Here is a 19,436-nt window from a genome sequence, read left to right as displayed (position 1 = left end):
CGGCAACGTCCTGCAACAGGGCGCGCAGACCGGACGCGGCAACGGCAACGTCCTCCAGCAAGGTGCACAGACCGGACGCGGCAACGGCAACGTCCTGCAACAGGGCGCACAGACCGGACGCGGCAACGGCAACGTCCTCCAGCAAGGTGCACAGACCGGACGCGGCAACGGCAACGTCCTCCAGCAGGGCGCACAGACCGGCGGCAACGGCAACGTCCTGCAACAGGGCGCACAGACCGGCGGCAACGGCAACGTCCTCCAGCAAGGCGCACAGACCGGACGCGGCAACGGCAACGTCCTCCAGCAAGGTGCGCAGACCGGCGGCAACGGCAACGTCCTCCAGCAGGGCGCACAGACCGGCGGCAACGGCAACGTCCTGCAACAGGGCGCACAGACCGGACGCGGCAACGGCAACGTCCTCCAGCAAGGTGCGCAGACCGGCGGCAACGGCAACGTCCTGCAACAGGGCGCACAGACCGGCGGCAACGGCAACGTCCTCCAGCAGGGCGCACAGACCGGTGGCGGCAACGGCAACGTCCTCCAGCAAGGTGCGCAGACCGGCGGCGACAACGGCGGCAACGTCCTCCAGCAAGGTGCGCAGACCGGCGGCGACAACGGCGGCAACGTCCTCCAGCAGGGCGCACAGACCGGCGGCGACAACGGCGGCAACGTCCTCCAGCAGGGCGCACAGACGTGACCTCTGTCGCGTGCTGACCACGCCAAACCTGCCGACCGAACTCGGCAGTGCGAACCCGCCACTGGACAGTGGCGGGTTCGTCAACTCCGGGAACGGCTGCTCCGGGCGGGCCCCGCTCGGTTACGACGGGAACCTACGGCTACGGGGATCCGCTACCCGGGCGCGACCGCTGAAGTTCGGACACCAGCCGGCACAGCCGCGGTGTGGGGCGGAGTCCCAGTTCGTCGCGGAGCTGCTGCTCGTAGCGTTCGAAGTTGTACAGCGCCTCGGACCGGTTGTCCTCCGCCAGGTGCGCCCGGATCAGCGAAGCCTGACTGCTCTCGCGCAGCGGATCCGCGGTGACGGCCGCATGGGCGGCCGTCACCGCCCAGGCGAACTCCTTCGTGTCGATGAAAGCTCCCGTCAGTGCCTCAAGAGCATGGAGTCGAAGCTGCCGCCATTGCTCCGCCTCCGGCAACACCCAGTCGTCGTACCAGCCGGGCAGCAAATCCGCGGACAGCTGGTCGACAGCCGTCGCGTCGAGGTCGAGTTCCCCGGCCGGGACATGAGGATCGAGTATCCGCTGGGCCAACGACCGCACTCGGTACAGGTCGACGGTGACCTCCCGCGCGAGGCGCAACTCGGCGGGGCAGATGTTCAGTGCCTGCTTCCCGAGGGTCTGGAGGCGTGACAACGCCGACCGCAGGTTCGTGTTCGCACATTGCTCGGATGCTTCGGGCCAAAGGCTCCCGGCGACCAGAGTGCGAGGAACAGCGGCCCGGGATTGTAGCGCAATGAACGCCAGTAGTCGCTTCGAGCCGACTGGGACGGTCACTGGTTCGTCGCCGACGACGATGTCGAAACCGCCGAGAAGAGAGATGGTCACGGACGGCCCGGACCTGGTGGGCAGCGGAGAGAAAGCGAGATCATATGAGCTCATGGCTTTGTGATCGCGTAGGAGTCGGTCTACCCGGCGCCCCTCGACTGGCCGCGCCGTCTTTACTGGGGGCCGGCGATCTGTACACCTCCCGCATAGCCATGCTGCTCTACCTGCCGGGGGATGTCGAATTGTCCTCATCGGGGCCAAGGACCGGTACTCTCCGGCCTAGCTTCCGGGTATGGCACACGAGTCGAGCCGGCGGGCGGCGGGCACCATCGCCGCGCCGTGGACACCGGTGGACCACGCGCGGGGATCTTCATGAGCGCGACGAACGGCGGGAGCGGGCAGCCCGGCACGGCCACGGGTTCAGCGGGTGACAACTGCGGTGAGGCGACGGCCCGTTGCCTCACACATGGACACGCCGGGGTGACCATCGCACGATTCGCTCGTTCTGCTGAACGTGCGTCCACTGCCAGAAGTACCTTCCGCAGCCGCCCCGGCCGACGGGAAGCAGGCCGGGACGGCGCTCGTCGAGCACTATCCCCGGCTGGTCCGGCTCGGCTATCTCGTGCTGCCGCCGTCCCTCGGCAGCCACCGCCGGGTGCTGAAGGCGCACGCGCTGGCCCAGCGGTGTCTGTTGTCCGGACGCCGGGCGGGGTCCGGGGGCGGGATCCCGGGGCCGCGCGGGCCCGGCGGCGCGGCGGCGGTGGATCCGTCCTATGCGCTCGCCCGCCGGCGGGTGCTGCGTGCGGCGCTGGCGGCGGACCTGCCGCGACGCGGCCTCGGCCGCGTCGCGCTGCCCCCGTTCCTCCCGCTCGTGTGGGGGCTGCGGCTGTTCCCGCACTCGGGCGGATCGGACGGGCTCGCCCTGGAGAACGCCCTGGCGGCGCTCTCCGGTCCGGGGCGCGCCGCCCATGCGCTGCGCGGCCTGGAGGGGCTGGCCGACGCGGAGGTGCGGCGGGTGCTCTCGGACGCCGGGGTCGCGGACCCGCACGCGGCGCTGGTGGCGGCGCAGGGCGCTCCGGCGCCGTACGCGCCCCTCGGCTCCCGGGAGTTCGACCCCTGCTCGCTCCAGGCCCGGCCGCCGGACCTGCTGCGCCGCAGGCAGCACGCGAAGGCGGCACTGGCGGCCGTCGCGGCGGCGCTGGTGTGCGGGGCACTGCTGGGGCTGCCGGGCAACGGCTGGGGGCCGGGCGCCCTGCCCCCGTCGTCGTACACCCATGACGCCGCTGTGGAACAGGCCCTGGATCCGGGCAGGTTGAGCCGGGTGTCCGCGGGCTTCTGGCAGCGCTCGCCGCGTACCGACTTCACCGCCTGGCCCACCCGCGGCAACCGCGCCGAGGACACCGGGCTGCTGCGCCGCGCGCTCGCCGGCTGGGCGCACCCGGACGGCGAGGTGCGCATCTCGGCGACCCCGGAAACCCCCATCGGGCCTCCGATGGGAGCGCCGCAGCTGCTGTACGCGGGCGAGGTGGACCGGGTGGCGGTGGTGCTGTTCTACGACGGGCTGCGCATCGTGCGGTACGCGGAGCCCGGTGCCGGCCGGGACGGGTATGTCGCGCTGGACTTCGCCCGGGCCGACGGTGCGGACATGGCGTCGGCCGCCGCCCTGATCGTGGCGCGTGCCGGCGACCGGGTCCGCTATCTCACCGCGCCCTGGGTGACCACGGTGTCGGTGCGGGACCTGTTGGCGCCGGACGGCGTCCCGCGGCCGCTGCGCCGCGACCGCGACGGGGTGACCGCCGCGCTGACCAGCCCGGCGACGGCCCGCGACTGCCGTGCCTGGCAGGCGATCGAGATCCGTGACGGCTCGGCGGCCCGGCTGCTGGCGGACCTCGGTGAGCTGACCCCCGCCCGGCTGACCTCGGGCCCGCCGTCGGCGCCGCACGACGTCACCGGGTGGGCCGAGCGGGACAGTTGGGCGCGGACCGCCTGTCTGCTGCCCGCCGTGCGGTCGCGCGGGGTGCGGTCGGTGAACTCCTGGCAGTACGCCGAGCAGCCGCTGCCCGAGGGCAACGGTTCCGCGCGCTGGCTCTGCACCAGGGCGGAGACCTGGCGGGGCACCGGAAGCCGGGTCCTCGCCCAGTTCCAGGCCCCTTCGGCGCCGGCCGTCGCGACGGGCGGGCCGCCCGGGGCGGTCGCGGCGAGGGCCGAGGACTCCCCGGCCTGCGGGGTGCGCGACCCCCGGGTGCTGGCCGGGGTGCTCTGGAAGTCGCAGGGCGGCCGTTGGTACGTACTGGCGGCGGGCAGTGAGCAGTTCGCCTCGCTGACCGCGTCGGGCGGGGTGGAAGGGCGCTCCGACAGCCGCCTTCTCGCCGTGCCGGCCAGGGCGGGCGACCGGGCGCGGCTGAACGGGACGCTGGCGGACGGCAGTCGGGTGGGCGGGCTGCGCTGACGGCCCGCCTTCGTGGGTGTCAGAAAGTCGCGGCACGCCTCTGTTCCCGCGACCTACCTCTCAGTACATTGACAGCATGTCTAATACGCAGCCAGCGCCGGTCGCGTCGGAGCGGACGCCCCTCAAGGCCCGCAAGGTCTCCTTCGCCTGGGAGAAGACTCCTCTGCACTGGGTGCCGGGTGACCCGTTCACCACGCACACCATCAATGTGCTCCATCTCCTGCTGCCTGCCGGGGAACGGTGGTTCATCCACGTCTACCGGCAGGTGCTGCCGTACATCCACGACGAGCAGCTGCGCCAGGACGTCATCGGCTTCATCGGCCAGGAGGCCGTGCACTCCCAGGCGCACGACGACGTCCTGCCCCGCCTGAAGGAGCTCGGTCTCGACCCGACGCCGTACACCGCGCAGGTCGACTGGTTCTTCGAGAAGCTGCTCGGCGACCGGACGCTGCCGCCGGGCAGGGCGCGCAGGTGGTGGCTGATGGAGCGGGTCGCACTGATCGCGGCGATCGAGCACTACACCGCCTTCCTCGGCGACTGGGTGCTGAACGCCGACGAGCTGGACCGGCGCGGCGCCGACCCGATGATGCTGGATCTGCTGCGCTGGCACGGCGCGGAGGAGGTCGAGCACCGCTCGGTCGCGTTCGAGGTCTTCATGCATGTCGACGGCGGCTACCGGCGGCGGGCCCGCACCTGGGCGACGGCCTTCAGCGCTCTGGTCTTCCTCTGGCAGCGCGGCATCCGCTTCTTCATGGAGAACGACCCGAGCCTGCTGAACGGCAAGGGCTCGTTCAAGGAGTTCTACCTCAGCGGCAAGCGCGGCACCCTGCCCGCCACCGGCGATCTGCTGCGGTCGGTCCCCCGCTATCTGAGCCGCGGCTACCACCCCTCGCAGGAGGGCAGTACGGCCCAGGCCATCGACTATCTCGCCCACTCGCCCGCGGCCACGGCCGCCGAGGCCCGCATGACGGGAACCAGCTGACCATGCCGCTCCCCCTGCCCCGTCCGCGCACCGTCGTCCTGGTCGCGGGCGCCGCACTGCTGGCCAAGCGCGCCCTGCACCGCCGCATCCAGAACTCCCCGCTGTGGCCGCTGCCGGCGCTGGAGGAGCCGGTCTCGGGCCATTCCGAGCGCCGCACCACCGCCACCCGGCGGCTGCTGATCACCGAGCGGACCACCCCGGCCGAAGGCGTCGTCCAGCTCCGGCTCAAGGGTTGTGGCCTGCCGGCCTGGCAGCCCGGCGCGCACCTCGACCTCCTGCTGCCCTCCGGCCTGGTCCGCCAGTACTCCCTGTGCGGGGACCCGGCCGACCCCGACACGTACACCATCGCGACGCGGCTGGTCGAGGACGGTCGCGGCGGCTCCCGCGAGGTCCACGAGCGGCTCCGCGAGGGCGAGGAGGTGGAGATCCGCGACCCGCGCAACCGCTTCCCGCTCGCCGACGCGCCCGCGTACCTGTTCATCGCGGGCGGCATAGGCATCACTCCGATCCTGCCGATGCTGCGGTCGGTCGCCGCCTCGGGCGCCGACTGGCGGCTGCTGTACGGCGGACGGAGCCGCGCCACGATGCCGTTCCTGGACGAGATCGAGAAGCTGGGCGCCGAAGGCGGCCGGGTGACGGTCGTCGCCGAGGACGAGGCGGGCCACCCGGACGCCGCCGCGGCCCTGGCGGACACGGTGGAGGGCACGGCCGTCCATTGCTGCGGCCCCGAACCCCTGATGGACGCGGTCGGCGCCGCGCTCCCGCCCGGCCGCACCCTCCATCTGGAGCGCTTCACCGCGGCGGCCGCGTCGTCGGCCGGCTCCGCCCCCTTCGAGGTCGAGCTGCGCCGCTCCGGCCGTACGGTCCGGGTACCGGCGGACCGGTCGGTGCTGGCGGCGGTGCGCGACGCGCTTCCGTACGTCTCGTACTCCTGCGAACAGGGCTTCTGCGGAACGTGTCAGCAGCGCGTCCTGGAGGGCGAGATCGACCATCGCGACGATCTCCTGACGGACTCCGAGCGGAACGACTCGATGCTGATCTGTGTGTCCCGGTGCCGGGGCGAGCGGCTGGTACTGGACCTTTAGTGCCGGTGCGGCGGATCAGGACCGACGGAGACGGGGTCGCCCGCCGCCCCTCCCCCGCCGCTCCACTCGGTACGCTGTCCACCATGACGACCGGGGTGCGGCGCAGGATGGGCGTCGAGGAGCGCAGACAGCAATTGATCGGTGTCGCGCTGGAGTTGTTCAGTCACCGCGCCCCGGACGAGGTGTCGATCGACGAGATCGCGGCCGCCGCGGGGATCTCGCGGCCCTTGGTCTACCACTACTTCCCGGGCAAGCAGAGCCTGTACGAGGCAGCGCTGCGACGGGCTGCCGACGAGTTGGCCGCCCGGTTCGTGGAGCCCCGCGAAGGCCCGCTCGGGGCCCGGCTGCTGAGGGTGATGCGCCGGTTCTTCGACTTCGTCGACGAGCACGGGCCCGGCTTCTCGGCGCTGATGCGGGGCGGGCCGGCGGTGGGGTCCTCGACCGCGAACGCGATGATCGACGGGGTGCGGCAGGCTGCCTGCGAGCAGATCCTGGCCCATCTGGGGGTCGAGAATCCGCCGGACCGGCTGGAGCTGGTCGTGCGGTCATGGGTCTCGCTGGCCGAGTCGACGGCACTGATCTGGCTGGACGGGCGGCGGATTCCGCGCGAGGAGCTGGAGTTGCAACTGGTGCACGACTTCGCCGCGCTGGCCGCGGTGAGTGCCGCGTACAACACGGAGATGGCGGGCGTCGTGCTGCGGGTGCTCGGCCAGGAGCCGGCGGACGGGCCGTTCGGCGAGCTGCTGGACCGGCTCTCCGACCTGGCCCCCGCCGTACCGGCCGTTCCCCCGCAGCGGCTGCCGTAGGGCCGGTTCCGGGTGCCCGGGCCGGCTCGCCTCACATGAGCAGCTCGCCCTGGAGTGCGGCGGCCAGGCCCACTTCCGCGTTGTCCGCCCGGCCCCGTTCGAACGCCCGCTGGTAGGCGGCGTCACCGACGGCCTCGCGGGCCTGGCGTTCGCATGCCTCGCGCAGGGGTCCCAGTTCCGGGGTGCCGCGTTGCGGATGGCCGACCATGCGCCAGTACACCTGTCCCGTGCCGTAGACCCGGGCGGCGCGGGCTCCCGCGCCCTGGGCGGCGATCGCCGCGGCCAAAATGTCCAGGCCCAGCGCGATGCCGAAGCGGTCGCGCATGCGGTGCTTGCCCTCGAGCATCGAGCGGGCGTGGGCGGCGGATGTTTCGGCGTCGCCCCGCAGCAGGGCGATCAGGGCGAGCTGGTAGTCGACGTAGCTACGGGTCCAGCACTCGTCCTGGGCCTCGCAGACCTCACGCAGGACCGCGGCGGCCTCCGCCGCCTCGTCCAGCCGGCCGAGCCCGGTCAGGGCGAAGACCGTGATGAGCCTGCACCGCAGCCGGTAGGCCTTCTCCAGCGGGGTGGCGGTGCCGGTCGAGCGCAGGACCCGGTCGACCTCGCGCAGGCCCGCCTCGGGGCGGCCGGTCATCAGGTCGGTGAGGCCGCACAGATAGGCGGCGGCGAGGATGCCTTCGTCGGTGCCGTCGCGCGCCGCTTCCCTGGTGCACTCCCGGCCCAGCCGGCGGGCGGCCGGGTAGTCGCCCTGGAGCATGACGGTGATGCCCAGCACCCACAGGGCGCGGGTGCGGTGGGGGCCCTCGGTCGGTCCGGCGGCCAGGGCGCGCCGGGCGTACTCGCGGGTCTGCGGAAGGTGGCCGCAGCAGCACCAGAAGAAGCCGATCCGTCCCGCCATCTCCTGGGCTGCCGCGGTGTCGTGGGCCAGCAGGTGGTCGAGGGCGGCGCAGAGGTCGGCGTGCGCCTCGGCGATGCGGTGGTACCAGCTGATCTGGTCGTCGCCGGTCCAGCCGGCGTGGGCCTTGCGGGCCAGGCCGAGGAAGCAGGCGGCGTGCCGGTCGGCGGCGGCCCGTTCCTCGCCGAGTTCGGCGAGCCACATCCGCCCGTACTCGCGGATGGTGTCGAGCATGCGGTGCCGTGTGCCGTCCCGGCCGACGACGGACTTGGTGACCAGGCCGTTCAGAGCCCGGGACACCCCGTCCGCGGTGAGCGGTCCCCCGGCGCAGACCTCGCGGGCGACGGCCTCGTCGAAGTCGCCGCGCAGGACGGTCAGCCGGGCCCAGAGCAGCCGTTCCAGCGGGGTGCACAGCTCATGGCTCCAGCCGATGGCGGTGCGCAGCGTGCGGTGGCGCGGCGGCCAGAGCGAGGCGTCGGCGGGTACGTCGAAGCGGGACCTGATCCGTGCGGCGACCTGCTCGACGGTGTCCCGGCCGAGGGCTCCCGCCGCGAGTTCGATGGCGAGCGGAATGCCTTCGAGGCGGCGGCAGATCTCGGCGGCGGCCTCCGCGTTGCCCGGCTCGTCGAGGGCGAGGCCCGGGGCCGCGGCGGCCGCCCGGTCCCGGAACAGGGTCAGCGCGTCGGCCGCGCCCTCGACGGGCAGCGGGTCCACCTCGACGACCTGCTCGCCCCTGATGTCCAGGGGCTGCCGGCTGGTGGCGAGCACGGTGAGGCCGGGGGACGTGGTGAGGATCTCGCCGAGCAGGTGCGCGCAGGCGGGGCGCAGATGCTCGCACGAGTCGAGGATCAGCAGCAGTTCCTTGTCGACCAGCCATTCGCACAGCGCGTCGATGGGCATGCGCAGGGTGTGGTCGGAGAGCCCGACCGCGTCGGAGACGGTCGCGATGAGCAGTCCGTCGTCGTGGAGCGGTGACAGGTCCGCCCACCACGCGCCGTCGCGGTGGGCGGCCGCCGACTGCCGGGCAGCACGGACGGCGAGCCTGGTCTTGCCGACACCGCCGCTGCCGGTGAGCGTGATCAGCCGGTGCGTGGCGAATGTGTGTTCCAGCCTGGCAAGTTCCGCTTTCCGTCCGACAAAGCTGCTTGTCTCCTCGGGGATGTTGCTCGCCATGGTCACCGTCGCCGAAACAGGTGGACCGGCCGGTCCCGGCCCCTGGTTCCCGTACGGAGCAGGCATACGAGGACGCCTGGCGTACCGGAGAGGGGCCGGGACCGGCCGGGGGGTGGGAGGGCGCGCCGGGGGTGCGGTGCTGCGGCATTCCCCGACGGCTGCTGCCTCCCAACGTAGCCCCGTCATGGCTCAGTTCAGGGAAAACACCGCCACGGTACGCCCCGGGACGGTGAACCTTCCCGAACTCCTTTCGTACGAGGCCTTCTTGACAGTAGAATCCGCGCCCGCGGCCTGGACCGGGTGCAGTGCGTACTCCTTCCCCGCCAGCGCGGGAACCGTCTGGGTCTCGGTGCCGGGGGCCGCGTTGAGGACGACCACCAGCTTCCCGAGCCGCATGGTGATCACGCCCGGTGTCTCGTCCTTGCCGGAGAGCGGGAAGGACAGGGCGGACTGCACCTGCTCGGTGGTGGAGAGGTCGAAGTCCCGCTCCGTGCCGCGGATGGTGAGCAGGTCCCGGTACGCGGCGGACGCGCCGTCGATCTGCGCGCAGCCGGGCCGGAGCGCGGCGTCGGCCAGCAGCGGCTTCGCGTAGGACCACTTGGACTCGTTGTCGGCGGCCGGCGGCAGTCCGCGGCCGAAGCCGTTGCCGTCGCGGCAGTCCCAGTGCAGGGCGTTGAACCAGTCGCCGCTGTCGTACGAGTTGCGGTCCAGGGACTTGGAGCGCAGCAGGTCGGTGCCCGCCTGGGAGAGCGAGGGCCCCTGCGAGAGGGTGGCCGTCGCCATGGCCAGGACCTGCATACGGGCCCGGTCGGCCGCCGGGGTGCCCGCCGGAAGCTTGAAGGCGAGCGTGTCGTAGAGCGACTCGTTGTCGTGGGCGTCCGCGTAGGCGAGGGCGTCGCCGGGGGCGGCGGCGTATCCGGCGGGGGCGCCGTTGTAGTCGACGCCGGAGCCCTTGACCGTGTTCCCGGCGGAGTCGGTGAAGGTGTAACCGGCGAGGTTGCCGGTGAGACCGACCTTGATCAGGTCCTGGTAGTGCAGCAGCCGGGCCTTCTGCTCGGCCCGCGTCCCGTTGGCGGTCGAGGTGTTGGGGTCGGTGTACAGGCCGGTGGCGAAGCCCTGCACGCCCGGGTCCTCGTCGAAGGGGCTGCCGCCGCGTACGGCGTCGCGGGCCCGGTCGGAGAAGGTGGCGATGCCGGTGCCGGCCATGTTCTTCTGGGTGGCCTGGACGAAGCGGGCGTCGTCGGCGATCTCGCCGAAGTTCCAGCCCTCGCCGTACAGGATGATCTTCTTGCCGTCGACGCCGTCCTCGGCGATCGTCAGGGCGTCGAGCGCCTTGCGGACGGCGAGGATGTTGGCCTTGGGGTGGTGGCCCATCAGGTCGAAGCGGAAGCCGTCGACCTTGTACTCCTTGGCCCAGGTGACGACCGAGTCGACGACCAGTTTGCCCATCATGGTGTTCTCGGGCGCCGTGTTGGCGCAGCAGGTGGAGGTGGCGACGGTGCCGTCGTCCAGCAGCCGCTGGTAGTAGCCGGGCACGATCCGGTCGAGTACGGACTTGTCGTCCTGCCCGGAGGCGACGGTGTGGTTGTAGACGACGTCCATGACAGTGCGCAGCCCCGCGCCGTTCAGCCCCTGCACCATCTGCCGGAACTCGACGGTGCGCCGGGTGCCGTCCGGGTCGGAGGCGTAGGAGCCCTCCGGGACGGTGTAGTGCAGCGGGTCGTAGCCCCAGTTGAAGCCGTCCTTCGCCGCGGCCTTCGCCACGCAGGCCTGCTGTTCCTCGGAGTCGGGGGCGTACACGGACAGGTCGCAGGCCGGTTTCTGCTGTGCGGACTTCTTCTCGGGGATGGTTCCGATGTCGAAGGCGGGCAGCAGGTGGACGTAGGAGGTGCCGGAGCCGGCGAGCTGCTTGAGGTGCTTCATCCCGTCGGAGCCGGTGTCGGTGAAGGCGAGGTACTCGCCGGGGTGCTTCGAGGTGCGGTCCGCGATGGAGAAGTCGCGGATGTGCAGCTCCTGGATCTGGGCGTCGCGCAGCGGGACGGCGGCGGGCTTCTTCAGCCCGGACCAGCCCTTCGGGGCGAGGGCCGGGGCGTCGAGGTCGACGACGAGGCTGCGCGCGGAGTCCGTGGTCAGGGCGGTGGAGTACGGGTCGGTGACCTTGTTGGTGACCATCTTGCCGACGGTGGGCGCCCAGACGTCCACCACGTAGCGGTAGGGCTTGCCCGTCCACTGCTTCGTGCCCGTGACGGACCAGACGCCCGTGCGGTCGTCGCGTCGCATCGGGACGTTCTTCCCGTCGAGTTCGAGGGCGACGGTGCGGGCGGTGGGGGCCCAGACGGACAGGGTGGGGCGGCCGCGGTGGTCGAAGACCGGGCCGAGCGAGGCACCGGCCGCGTTCTTGCCGTACAGGTCGTCGAGCACGCCCGCGCTCTGTACGCCGGTGGCCGCGAGCAGGGCGCCGTCGGCGGCGCGCTGGGTGGCGATCAGCTGGCCGCGCAGCGCGTCGCGGACCCGGTCCCGGTCCCGGACGTCGACGGTGAACGCCGGGTAGTCCTTGAGGTTCGGGTACTTCGCCTTCTGTGCGTCGGTCAGCGCGGAGGGGGTGAGCCGCAGCCACCGGCCCTCGTCGGAGAGCGCCCCGTCGACGACGGAGATCCCGCCGCGCGGTGCGTGGACGAGCTGCTGGCTGGTGGCGCCGGTGGCCTTCACCTTCCATACGACGGTGTCGGCGTCGATCCACTGCGCCTCGGCCTTGGAGAGGTCGGGGGTGGGTACGCCGCCGGCCTGGGGCAGCAGGTAGCCGGGCGTGGCGCCGAGCATCCAGACCTCGTGCCCGTAGGTGGCGATGTCGAGCGACTGGTCGCTGGGGAGGTCCTTCTCGTCGCCCTTGTGCAGGATGTAGCTGAGCGAGGTGGCGCCGTCGGTGAGCGGCACCTCGAAGGTGACTCCGGAGGCGTCCTTCTTCACCGGCTGGAGGGGCTTGGCCCAGTCGGTGGGGTCCTTGGCGCCGGTCCAGGTGTGCAGCCCCCAGCCGTCGTAGTCGCCGTCGGGCCGGTAGTAGTGCAGTACGGCCTTGGTGGTGTCCTGCGGCGGGTAGGCGCCGTCGGGGGCCGTGTCGGCCTGGCCGTCCTTGCCCTGCTCGATCCAGACCTGTCCGGTCCGCGCGAGTTCGACGGTGCGCTGCGGCCCGTCGGCGGTGCCGTCCTTCTCGACGGTGTACGGGACGGTGGACGCGTCCTCGTCGAGCTTGAGCCAGGCGAAGGCTCCGTAGGCGTCGCGCCCGGTGAAGCCGGCCGTGGTGTCGCCGGACCTGAGCTTCCAGCCGCCGTAGTCGCCGTCCGCGCGCTTGTAGTGGACGACGGCGTAGTCGCGCCGGACGGCGACCGGCCTGGTCTCGGCGGGGGCCTGCCCCGCGGTGGTCGCGGCGAGGGCGCTCGCGGTGCGGCCCGCGCGGTCGACGACGACCGCCTTGTAGCGCAGCGGTGTTCCGGCCGCCACCTTGTCGTCCAGGTACTGGGTGACCTTGTACGGGGCGTGGTCGGCGGAACCGAGGGTGACCCACTTGCCGTTGCCGGTCTGCGCGGCGAAGACGACACGGTTGAGCTGTCCGCCGTCGACGTCGGCGGAGAGCTCCACGGTGCCGGTGGCTCCGGCGGCGGGTGCCTCCAGGGTGATCGAGGGCTTGGTGGCGGGGGCGCCCAGGGGCTTCTCGGCGCGCAGCACGAGGCTGGAGAGGGCCGGCACGGTGACGGTGATCCTCTGGTCGGCGCCGCTGCGGAGGGTCGCGGAACCGCCGTACAGGGTACGGAAGTTCATGCCGGCCGATGCGGTGGGCAGCTCCACGGTGCTCGGGGTGGCGGCGTTGTTGGTGGCCACGAGGTACTCGTTGGGCTGCTCGGGGTCCGTGCGGGAGAAGGCGTAGACGGAGCCTTCCGCGTACCGCTCGGTCTGGACGCCGTCGCGCAGGGCCGGGTTCTTCCGGGTGAGTTCGGAGAGGGCGGCGATGTTCCGGTACAGCGGGTGCTTCGGGTCGTACGCGTCGGCGGCGTGGGTGCGGTCGGTACCCAGTTCGTCGTCGTCGAGGTAGTCGGCGGTCTTCGAGGCGAACATCGTCTGGCGGGCGTCCTTGTCGCCGCCCGCGCCGGTGAAGCCCTGCTCGTCGCCGTAGTAGACGACGGGGTTGCCGCGGCCGAGGAACATCAGCTCGTTGGCGAGCCGGGCGCGCGCGACCAGCTCCGCGTCGTCCGCCTTCGGGTTGTCCTGCTTCAGGAACGCGCCGATGCGGCCCATGTCGTGGTTGCCGAGGAAGGTCACCTGCTCGTAGGCGTTGGCCTTGTCGGTGGTGTAGCGGTAGTCGTCACCGAGGACGGCGGCGAGCTTCCGGGCCGGGGCGCCCTGCGAGGCGTACTGGCGGGCCGCTTCCTGGAACGGGAAGTCGAGCGTCGCGTCCAGCCGGCCCCGGGTGACGTAGGGCGAGGTGATCGCGGTGTCGGCGGAGTAGACCTCGCCGAACATGAAGAAGTCCTTGCGGCCGTGCCTGGCCGCGTAGGTGTCCAGGGCGGTCGCCCACTGGGTCCAGAAGTCCAGGTCGACGTGTTTGACGGTGTCGATCCGGAAGCCGTCGATGTCGAAGTCCCGGACCCACTTCTCGTAGATCTTCTCCATGCCGGAGACGACCTCGGGCCGCTCGGTCCACAGGTCGTCCAGCCCGGAGAAGTCGCCGTAGGTGGCGGACTCACCGGCGAAGGTCGAGTCGCCGCGGTTGTGGTACATCGTCGGGTCGTTGAGCCAGGAGGGGACCTTGGTCCCGGCGGTCCCGGTGTTCCTGGGGGTGTACGGGAACGAGTCCGCGTCCACCTTCGCCAGGCCCTTGGCGTCGTCGAACGGGCGGCCGTCCCTGTCCAGGTACGGGTAGGCGCCCTTCGGCCGGTAGCCGTAGGCCTTCTCGGCGTAGTCGACGGTGTCCGCGGTGTGGTTGGTGATGACGTCGAAGAAGACCTTCATACCCTTGGCGTGGGCCCTGTCGATCAGCTTCGACAGGTCGGCGTTGGTGCCGAAGTGCGGGTCGACCTGGGTGAAGTCGGTGATCCAGTAGCCGTGGTAGCCGGCCGAGGCGTCCTTGCCGGTGCCCTGGACGGGGCGGTTCTTGAAGATCGGGGCGAGCCAGATGGCGGTGGTGCCGAGGCCCTTGATGTAGTCGAGCCGGTCGGTCAGGCCCTTGAGGTCGCCGCCCTGGTAGAAGCCCTTGTCCGTGGGGTCGTAGCCGGTCTCCAGGCGCGAACCGGTGAGCCCGCCCCGGTCGTTGGAGGCGTCTCCGTTGGCGAAACGGTCCGGCATGACGAAGTAGAACTGCTCGCGCGTCAGGTCGTGACGTGCGGGTTCGGCGGCCAGCCGGGCGTCCGAGGGCGCGGCGGGCGGCCTGGCCGCCGCGGCGGGCAGCGCGGGCACGAGGGCCGCGCACAGGGCGGCCGCGACGACGGCGGTCGCCGTTCTTCGCGCGGGCGCGCGCAGGGACGGACGTATCACTCGGGTTCTCCTCGAAGGGGTACGGGACTCGGGGCGGGAGTCCGGTGTGCCGGAGGGGGCCGGGCCGGCCCCCTCCGGCACACCGGGAGCCGGGGCTAACCGCGCCAGACGTCGGCGGTCAGGGCGGCCTTGCCGGAGGACGGCACCGTGGCCGTGCGGTTGGCACCGCTCTCCCAGGTGACGTTGCCGCTCGCGTCCTTGCGGACGTACTTGTACTCGAAGGACGTACCCGCGGGCAGGCTCACATCGAGCTTCCAGACGGGGTACGTGGCCGGGTCCAGCTTCGGCGCACCGGCGGGGTCCCAGTTGCCGAGGGCGGACTGGTTGCCGGTGACGTAGATGTTCTGGCCGGGCTGGGTGGTGGCGTTGACGCCGAAGGAGGCGCCGGAGGTGCCGGTGCCCGGCTCCGTGGTACCGCCGCCGGTGCAGGTACGGGCGTTCACCTGGAGCGCCACCGCCGTGTTCGCGCCCAGCGTCGCGGTGAACTGGCCGGAGCCGTTGACGGTGACGCCGTTGCCGGACTGGATGTCGCAGTAGTCACCGGCGGGCAGCGAGGTCTGGAACGTGCGGGTCAGCGAGGAGCCCTCGTGGTTGATCGCGACGTAAGCCTTCGAGCCGCGGCCGAACGCGATCTGGTCGCCGCCGTTGTCCCACCAGTTCGTCACGGCCTCGCCGCGCGCGGTGTTGCGGAAGCCGACCATGGAGGAGATCTCGCGCCAGGCGTGCTGGCACTTCCAGCCGTCGCTGTAACAGGCGTTCACCGTGCCGCCGTTGGGCGGACCGGCGTCCTTGTCGGACCACTCGTAGCCGGAGTGGACGTCGGGCGAGCCGTAGGGCCAGGCCAGCATGAACACGCTGGCGAGCGTGTAGTCGGCGCCGTTCTTGTAGTTCAGCGTGTCGCCGCCGCGCTCGGTGTCGTGGTTGTCGACGAACACCGCGGCCTTCGACGAGGGCATGAAGCCCCAGCCCTCGCCGAAGTTCTTCAGATAGGCGAGGTTCTCGTTGGTGAAGACCTGCTTGAGGCCGCGGGCGTAGCGGAATTCCTGGACGTCGCCGGTGCCGGTGTACTCGCCGGGCTGGACGGCCTCGCCCGCGCCGTAGATCGCCTCCTGCTTCCAGTAGACGCCGGGGTTGCTCAGCCGGGACTTGATGTTGGCGAGGTCGGTGGCGGGCATGTGCTTGGCGGCGTCGATGCGGAAGCCGTCGACGCCCAGCGAGAGCAGGTCGTTCAGGTATCCGGCGATCTTCCCGCGGACGTAGTCCTCACCGGTGTCCAGGTCGGCGAGGCCGACGAGTTCGCAGTTCTGGACGTTGGCGCGGTCCTGGTAGTTGGTGATCTGGGCGGTGCAGTCGTCCATGTCCGGAGCGGAGTACAGGCCGGGGTAGTCGTACTTGGTGTACGAGGAGCCGCCGGTACCGGTGCCCGAGCCGGACGTCATGTGGTTGATGACGGAGTCGGCGACGACCTTGACGCCCGCGGCGTGGCAGGTGCTGACCATGGCCGCGAAGGCGGCGCGGTCGCCGAGCCGCCCGGCGATCCTGTAGCTGACCGGCTGGTACGAGGTCCACCACTGGCTGCCCTGGATGTGCTCCTGGGGCGGCGAGACCTGTACGTAGCCGTAGCCGGCCGGGCCGAGGGTGTCCGTGCACGCCTTGGCCACGGAGTCGAACTTCCACTCGAAGAGGACGGCGGTGACGTCCTTGTCGCCGGGGGTGGCGGCCCGGGCGGTGGCGGTCGGGGATATAAGGGCAGCGGCGCCTGCTGCCAGGGCGAGCGCCGCGGACAGTGGTCTGCGTGCCATGTTTCCTCCTGCTGTGGGGGGAAATGCGGGTGACGGTGCAGCCTCACATGGCAACGCGCCCTGCCTTCAAGGCTCCTGAAGGTTCTTGCTGCAAGAATGCAAACCTTGCCGCGACGCCGACCGTACGAGCCCACCACTCCCCGGTCAACCCTTTGGACACCGTCCGCTTACATCCAGGAAATACGGCAGTTTTCTTCCTGCAAGCACTTACGCAAAACATTGCAGCGCTGTTAAGTTTCTCCCGACTCCGGTCCGGTCGGCCGGGGGTTCCGGCGACCCCGGACCCCACGCGCCCGGCCGGCCGGGCCGGTCACGGACAAGAGAGGCACCCGGAGTCGCTCACTCCCCGCAGGCCCGTTCAGGGCCGACTCCCGGTGCCTCTCCTGTACGCCCGTACCGGCCCCGCGGGGATCAGACTCCCCGGACCGCCGCGGTGGATCCCCGTACCACCAGCTCCGGCTGGAACACGTACTCCGTACGCTGCACCGGGCTGCCGCCGATCTCCTCCAGCAGGGCGCTCACCGCTGCCGCCGCCATCGCCTGCACCGGCTGGCGCACCGTCGTCAGCGGCGGATCGGTGAACGCGATGAGCTGCGAGTCGTCGAAGCCCACCACCGACACGTCGCGCGGCACACCGAGCCCACGCTCCCGGGCCGCGCGCACCACGCCCAGCGCCATCAGGTCGCTGCCGCAGACGATGCCCGTACACCCCTGGTCGAGCAGCGCACCCGCCGCGACCTGGCCGCCCTCGACGCTGAACAGCGTGGGGCAGACCAGGAGTTCGGCCTCGGCCCGGTCCAGGCCCAGCAGGTTCACCGAGGCGTCCAGGAAGCCCTCGCGCTTGCGGCGGGACGGCACATAGCGCTGCGGCCCGATCGCCAGGCCGATCCGGCTGTGGCCGAGCTCGGCGAGGTGTCCGACGGCCATCCGCACGGCGGCGGAGTCGTCGGGCGAGACGAACGGCGCGCTGATCCGTTCGTTGTAACCGTTGATCAGGACGAACGGCACGCCGCGTTCGGTGAGCGCGGCGTACCGGGCCGGGTCGGCCGACATGTCGGCGTGCAGCCCGGAGATGAAGACGATCCCGCCGACGCCGCGCTCGACGAGCTGCTCGACGAGTTCGTCCTCGGTGGCGCCGCCGGGCAGCTGGGTGCAGAGCACCGGGGTGTAGCCGTGCCCGGCCAGCACCTGCTCGACGGACTGCGCGAACGCCGGGAAGATCGGGTTGGTGAGCTCGGGCGTCACCAGTCCGATCAGCCCGGCGCTGCGCCTGCGCAGCCGCACGGGACGTTCGTAGCCGAGGATGTCCAGCGCCGCGAGCACCCGCTGCCGGGTGGGGTCCGCGACGCCCGGTTTCCCGTTGAGCACCCGGCTGACGGTCGCCTCGCTGACCGCTGCCTGGCCGGCGATGTCCGAGAGCCTCGGCGCACCGCCGGTCCTGGGCAGGGGGACGGTCACACCGTCCACCACACCGTGGTGTCCGCGGGCAGCTCGATCTCGGCGCCGTCGGTGACGACCGGGCTGCTGGACACCAGGACGGTGCCGCGCACCGGGATGCGCACCGGGCGGCCCGTCGTGTTGACGGTGCAGACGAAGCCGGGGCGGGCGAAGATCAGCAGGCCCTCGGGGGCGCCCAGCCACTCCACCGCCGTTCCGGCGCCGAGCCCCGGGTGCGCCCGGCGGGCGGCGATAGCGGACCGGTAGAGCTCCAGCGTCGAGCCGGCGACGCCGGTCTGGGCCTCGACGCTCAGCTCGCCCCAGCCGTCGGGCTGGGGCAGCCAGCTGCCGCCGTCGCCGAAGCCGTACGAGCTGCCGTCGCGGGTCCAGGGGATCGGCACCCGGCAGCCGTCGCGGAAGCCGTCCTGGCCCTCCGCGCGGAAGAACGACGGGTCCTGGCGGACCTCGTCGGGCAGGTCGGTGACGTCGGGCAGGCCGAGCTCCTCGCCCTGGTAGACGTAGGCGGAGCCGGGCAGCGCCAGCATCAGCAGGGTGGCGGCGCGGGCCCGGCGCAGGCCCAGCTCGCGGTCGCCGGCCTCACGGATCTGGGTGCCGAGGCCGGGCGGGTTGGCGAACCGGGTGGTGTGCCGGGTCACGTCGTGGTTGGAGAGCACCCAGGTGGTGGGGGCGCCGACCGGGCGCATCGCGTCGAGCGAGGTGTCGATGACCTCGCGGAGTTCGGCCGCGTCCCAGGCGGTGGAGAGGTACTGGAAGTTGAACGCCTGGTGCATCTCGTCGGAGCGCACGTAGTTGGCGGTGCGCTCGACGGTGGGGGTCCAGGCCTCGGCGACGGCGATGCGGTCGCCGGGGTACTCGTCGAGGATGGTGCGCCAGGAGCGGTAGATCTCGTGCACCCCGTCCTGGTCGAAGAACGGCATGACGTCGTTGCCGAGCAGCTTGAGCTGGTCGTGGCTGCCGAGGTCGGGCAGGCCGGCGGCCTTGACGAGGCCGTGGGCGACGTCGACCCGGAAGCCGTCGACGCCCATGTCGAGCCAGAAGCGCAGGATCGAGCGGAACTCGTCGGCGACGGCCGGGTGTTCCCAGTTGAAGTCGGGCTGCTCGGGTGCGAAGAGGTGGAGGTACCAGTCGCCCGGGGTGCCGTCCGGGTCGGTGGTCCGGGTCCATGCGGGGCCGCCGAAGACGGACTCCCAGTCGTTGGGCGGCAGTTCGCCGTCCTCGCCCTTGCCGGGGCGGAAGTGGTAGCGCTCGCGCAGGGCGGAGCCGGGGCCCTCGGCGAGGGCGCGCTTGAACCACTCGTGCTGGTCCGAGGAGTGGTTGGGCACCAGGTCCACGATGATCCGCAGGCCCAGGTCGTGGGCGTCCCGGATCAGCGCGTCGGCGTCCAGCAGGGTGCCGAACATGGGGTCGACGGCACGGTAGTCGGCGACGTCGTAACCCGCGTCGGCCTGCGGGGAGGCGTAGAACGGGCTGAGCCAGACCGCGTCCACACCGAGTTCCTTGAGGTACGGGAGTCTGCCGCGTACGCCTGCGAGATCGCCCATGCCGTCGCCGTTGCCGTCGGCGAAGCTCCGTGGATAGACCTGGTAGATCACCGCGTCCTGCCACCAGCCGGTCTGGTGGGCCGGAGCGTCGCCGGACGTGCCGGTGGAGGGGGCAGCGAGGTGCTGGGTCATGTCGTCCCTGAGGTGTCGGGGTGGGAAGCGGCGCCGGGACCGGGTCGGGACACCGGCGGCCGCCGTGACTTGGTGCGTGCGGGTC

10 protein-coding genes and 1 pseudogene are annotated in these 19,436 nt (G+C 71.8%); 5 read left to right on the top strand and 6 right to left on the bottom strand.

Going from position 1 to position 19,436, the window contains the following annotated elements:
• Positions 1-697 (top strand): annotated as a pseudogene (locus ACWCPY_RS03940) (hypothetical protein); the annotation flags it as partial.
• 139 nt (positions 698-836) lie between these two features.
• On the opposite strand, the gene ACWCPY_RS03935 reads toward ACWCPY_RS03940, so the two are convergent.
• Positions 837-1,562, bottom strand: coding sequence for an AfsR/SARP family transcriptional regulator (locus tag ACWCPY_RS03935; RefSeq protein WP_451262724.1), 726 nt, complete (start codon positions 1,560-1,562; stop codon positions 837-839).
• 454 nt (positions 1,563-2,016) lie between these two features.
• Here ACWCPY_RS03935 and ACWCPY_RS03930 point away from each other — a divergent pair, with 454 nt between their 5' ends.
• The 4 genes from ACWCPY_RS03930 to ACWCPY_RS03915 all read left to right on the top strand — a co-directional run bounded on the left by ACWCPY_RS03930 (position 2,017) and on the right by ACWCPY_RS03915 (position 6,824).
• On the top strand, positions 2,017-3,951 hold the full coding sequence (locus tag ACWCPY_RS03930; protein ID WP_451262723.1) for a hypothetical protein: 1,935 nt from the start codon (positions 2,017-2,019) through the stop codon (positions 3,949-3,951).
• Positions 3,952-4,027: 76 nt separating this feature from the next.
• The gene (locus ACWCPY_RS03925) at positions 4,028-4,933 is read left to right on the top strand and encodes a metal-dependent hydrolase (RefSeq protein WP_451262722.1); all 906 of its coding nucleotides are present in this window, start codon (positions 4,028-4,030) and stop codon (positions 4,931-4,933) included.
• 2 nt (positions 4,934-4,935) lie between these two features.
• Positions 4,936-6,018: a PDR/VanB family oxidoreductase gene (locus ACWCPY_RS03920; RefSeq protein ID WP_451262720.1), complete on the top strand. Its 1,083-nt coding sequence runs from the start codon at positions 4,936-4,938 to the stop codon at positions 6,016-6,018.
• An 83-nt stretch (positions 6,019-6,101) separates the two neighbouring features.
• A complete protein-coding gene (locus ACWCPY_RS03915) occupies positions 6,102-6,824 on the top strand; it encodes a TetR/AcrR family transcriptional regulator (RefSeq protein WP_451262719.1) in 723 nt (240 codons plus the stop codon).
• Between the two features lie 31 nt (positions 6,825-6,855).
• Here ACWCPY_RS03915 and ACWCPY_RS03910 read toward each other — a convergent pair whose 3' ends face one another.
• The 5 genes from ACWCPY_RS03910 to ACWCPY_RS03890 form a co-directional block, all read right to left on the bottom strand.
• The gene (locus ACWCPY_RS03910; protein ID WP_451262718.1) at positions 6,856-8,892 is read right to left on the bottom strand and encodes an ATP-binding protein; all 2,037 of its coding nucleotides are present in this window, start codon (positions 8,890-8,892) and stop codon (positions 6,856-6,858) included.
• A gap of 189 nt (positions 8,893-9,081) precedes the next feature.
• Entirely contained in the window at positions 9,082-14,418 is a 5,337-nt protein-coding gene (pulA, locus tag ACWCPY_RS03905; protein ID WP_451262717.1) for a pullulanase-type alpha-1,6-glucosidase, read from the bottom strand.
• Positions 14,419-14,513: 95 nt separating this feature from the next.
• Positions 14,514-16,220, bottom strand: a complete 1,707-nt coding sequence (locus ACWCPY_RS03900) for a carbohydrate-binding module family 20 domain-containing protein (protein ID WP_451262716.1) — start codon at positions 16,218-16,220, stop codon at positions 14,514-14,516.
• Positions 16,221-16,631: 411 nt separating this feature from the next.
• Complete coding sequence (locus ACWCPY_RS03895; RefSeq protein WP_451262715.1) at positions 16,632-17,690, bottom strand: LacI family DNA-binding transcriptional regulator; 1,059 nt, start codon at positions 17,688-17,690, stop codon at positions 16,632-16,634.
• Positions 17,675-19,351: a glycoside hydrolase family 13 protein gene (locus ACWCPY_RS03890; RefSeq protein WP_451262714.1), complete on the bottom strand. Its 1,677-nt coding sequence runs from the start codon at positions 19,349-19,351 to the stop codon at positions 17,675-17,677. Before ACWCPY_RS03890 ends, ACWCPY_RS03895 begins: the two co-directional genes overlap by 16 nt.
• Positions 19,352-19,436: the final 85 nt, after the last annotated feature.

It is taken from the genome of Streptomyces sp. NPDC002403, assembly GCF_053593015.1.
The sequence above is the reverse complement of the archived record's forward strand: the minus strand, read 5'-3'. Positions and strand labels throughout refer to the sequence as shown.

Coding starts and splice junctions, on each gene's coding strand:
- ACWCPY_RS03925 (WP_451262722.1), top strand. CDS start 4,028: ATGTCTAATACGCAGCCAGCGCCGGTCGCGTCGGAGCGGACGCCCCTC.
- ACWCPY_RS03920 (WP_451262720.1), top strand. CDS start 4,936: ATGCCGCTCCCCCTGCCCCGTCCGCGCACCGTCGTCCTGGTCGCGGGC.
- ACWCPY_RS03915 (WP_451262719.1), top strand. CDS start 6,102: ATGACGACCGGGGTGCGGCGCAGGATGGGCGTCGAGGAGCGCAGACAG.
- ACWCPY_RS03910 (WP_451262718.1), bottom strand. CDS start 8,892: ATGGCGAGCAACATCCCCGAGGAGACAAGCAGCTTTGTCGGACGGAAA.
- ACWCPY_RS03900 (WP_451262716.1), bottom strand. CDS start 16,220: ATGGCACGCAGACCACTGTCCGCGGCGCTCGCCCTGGCAGCAGGCGCC.
- ACWCPY_RS03890 (WP_451262714.1), bottom strand. CDS start 19,351: ATGACCCAGCACCTCGCTGCCCCCTCCACCGGCACGTCCGGCGACGCT.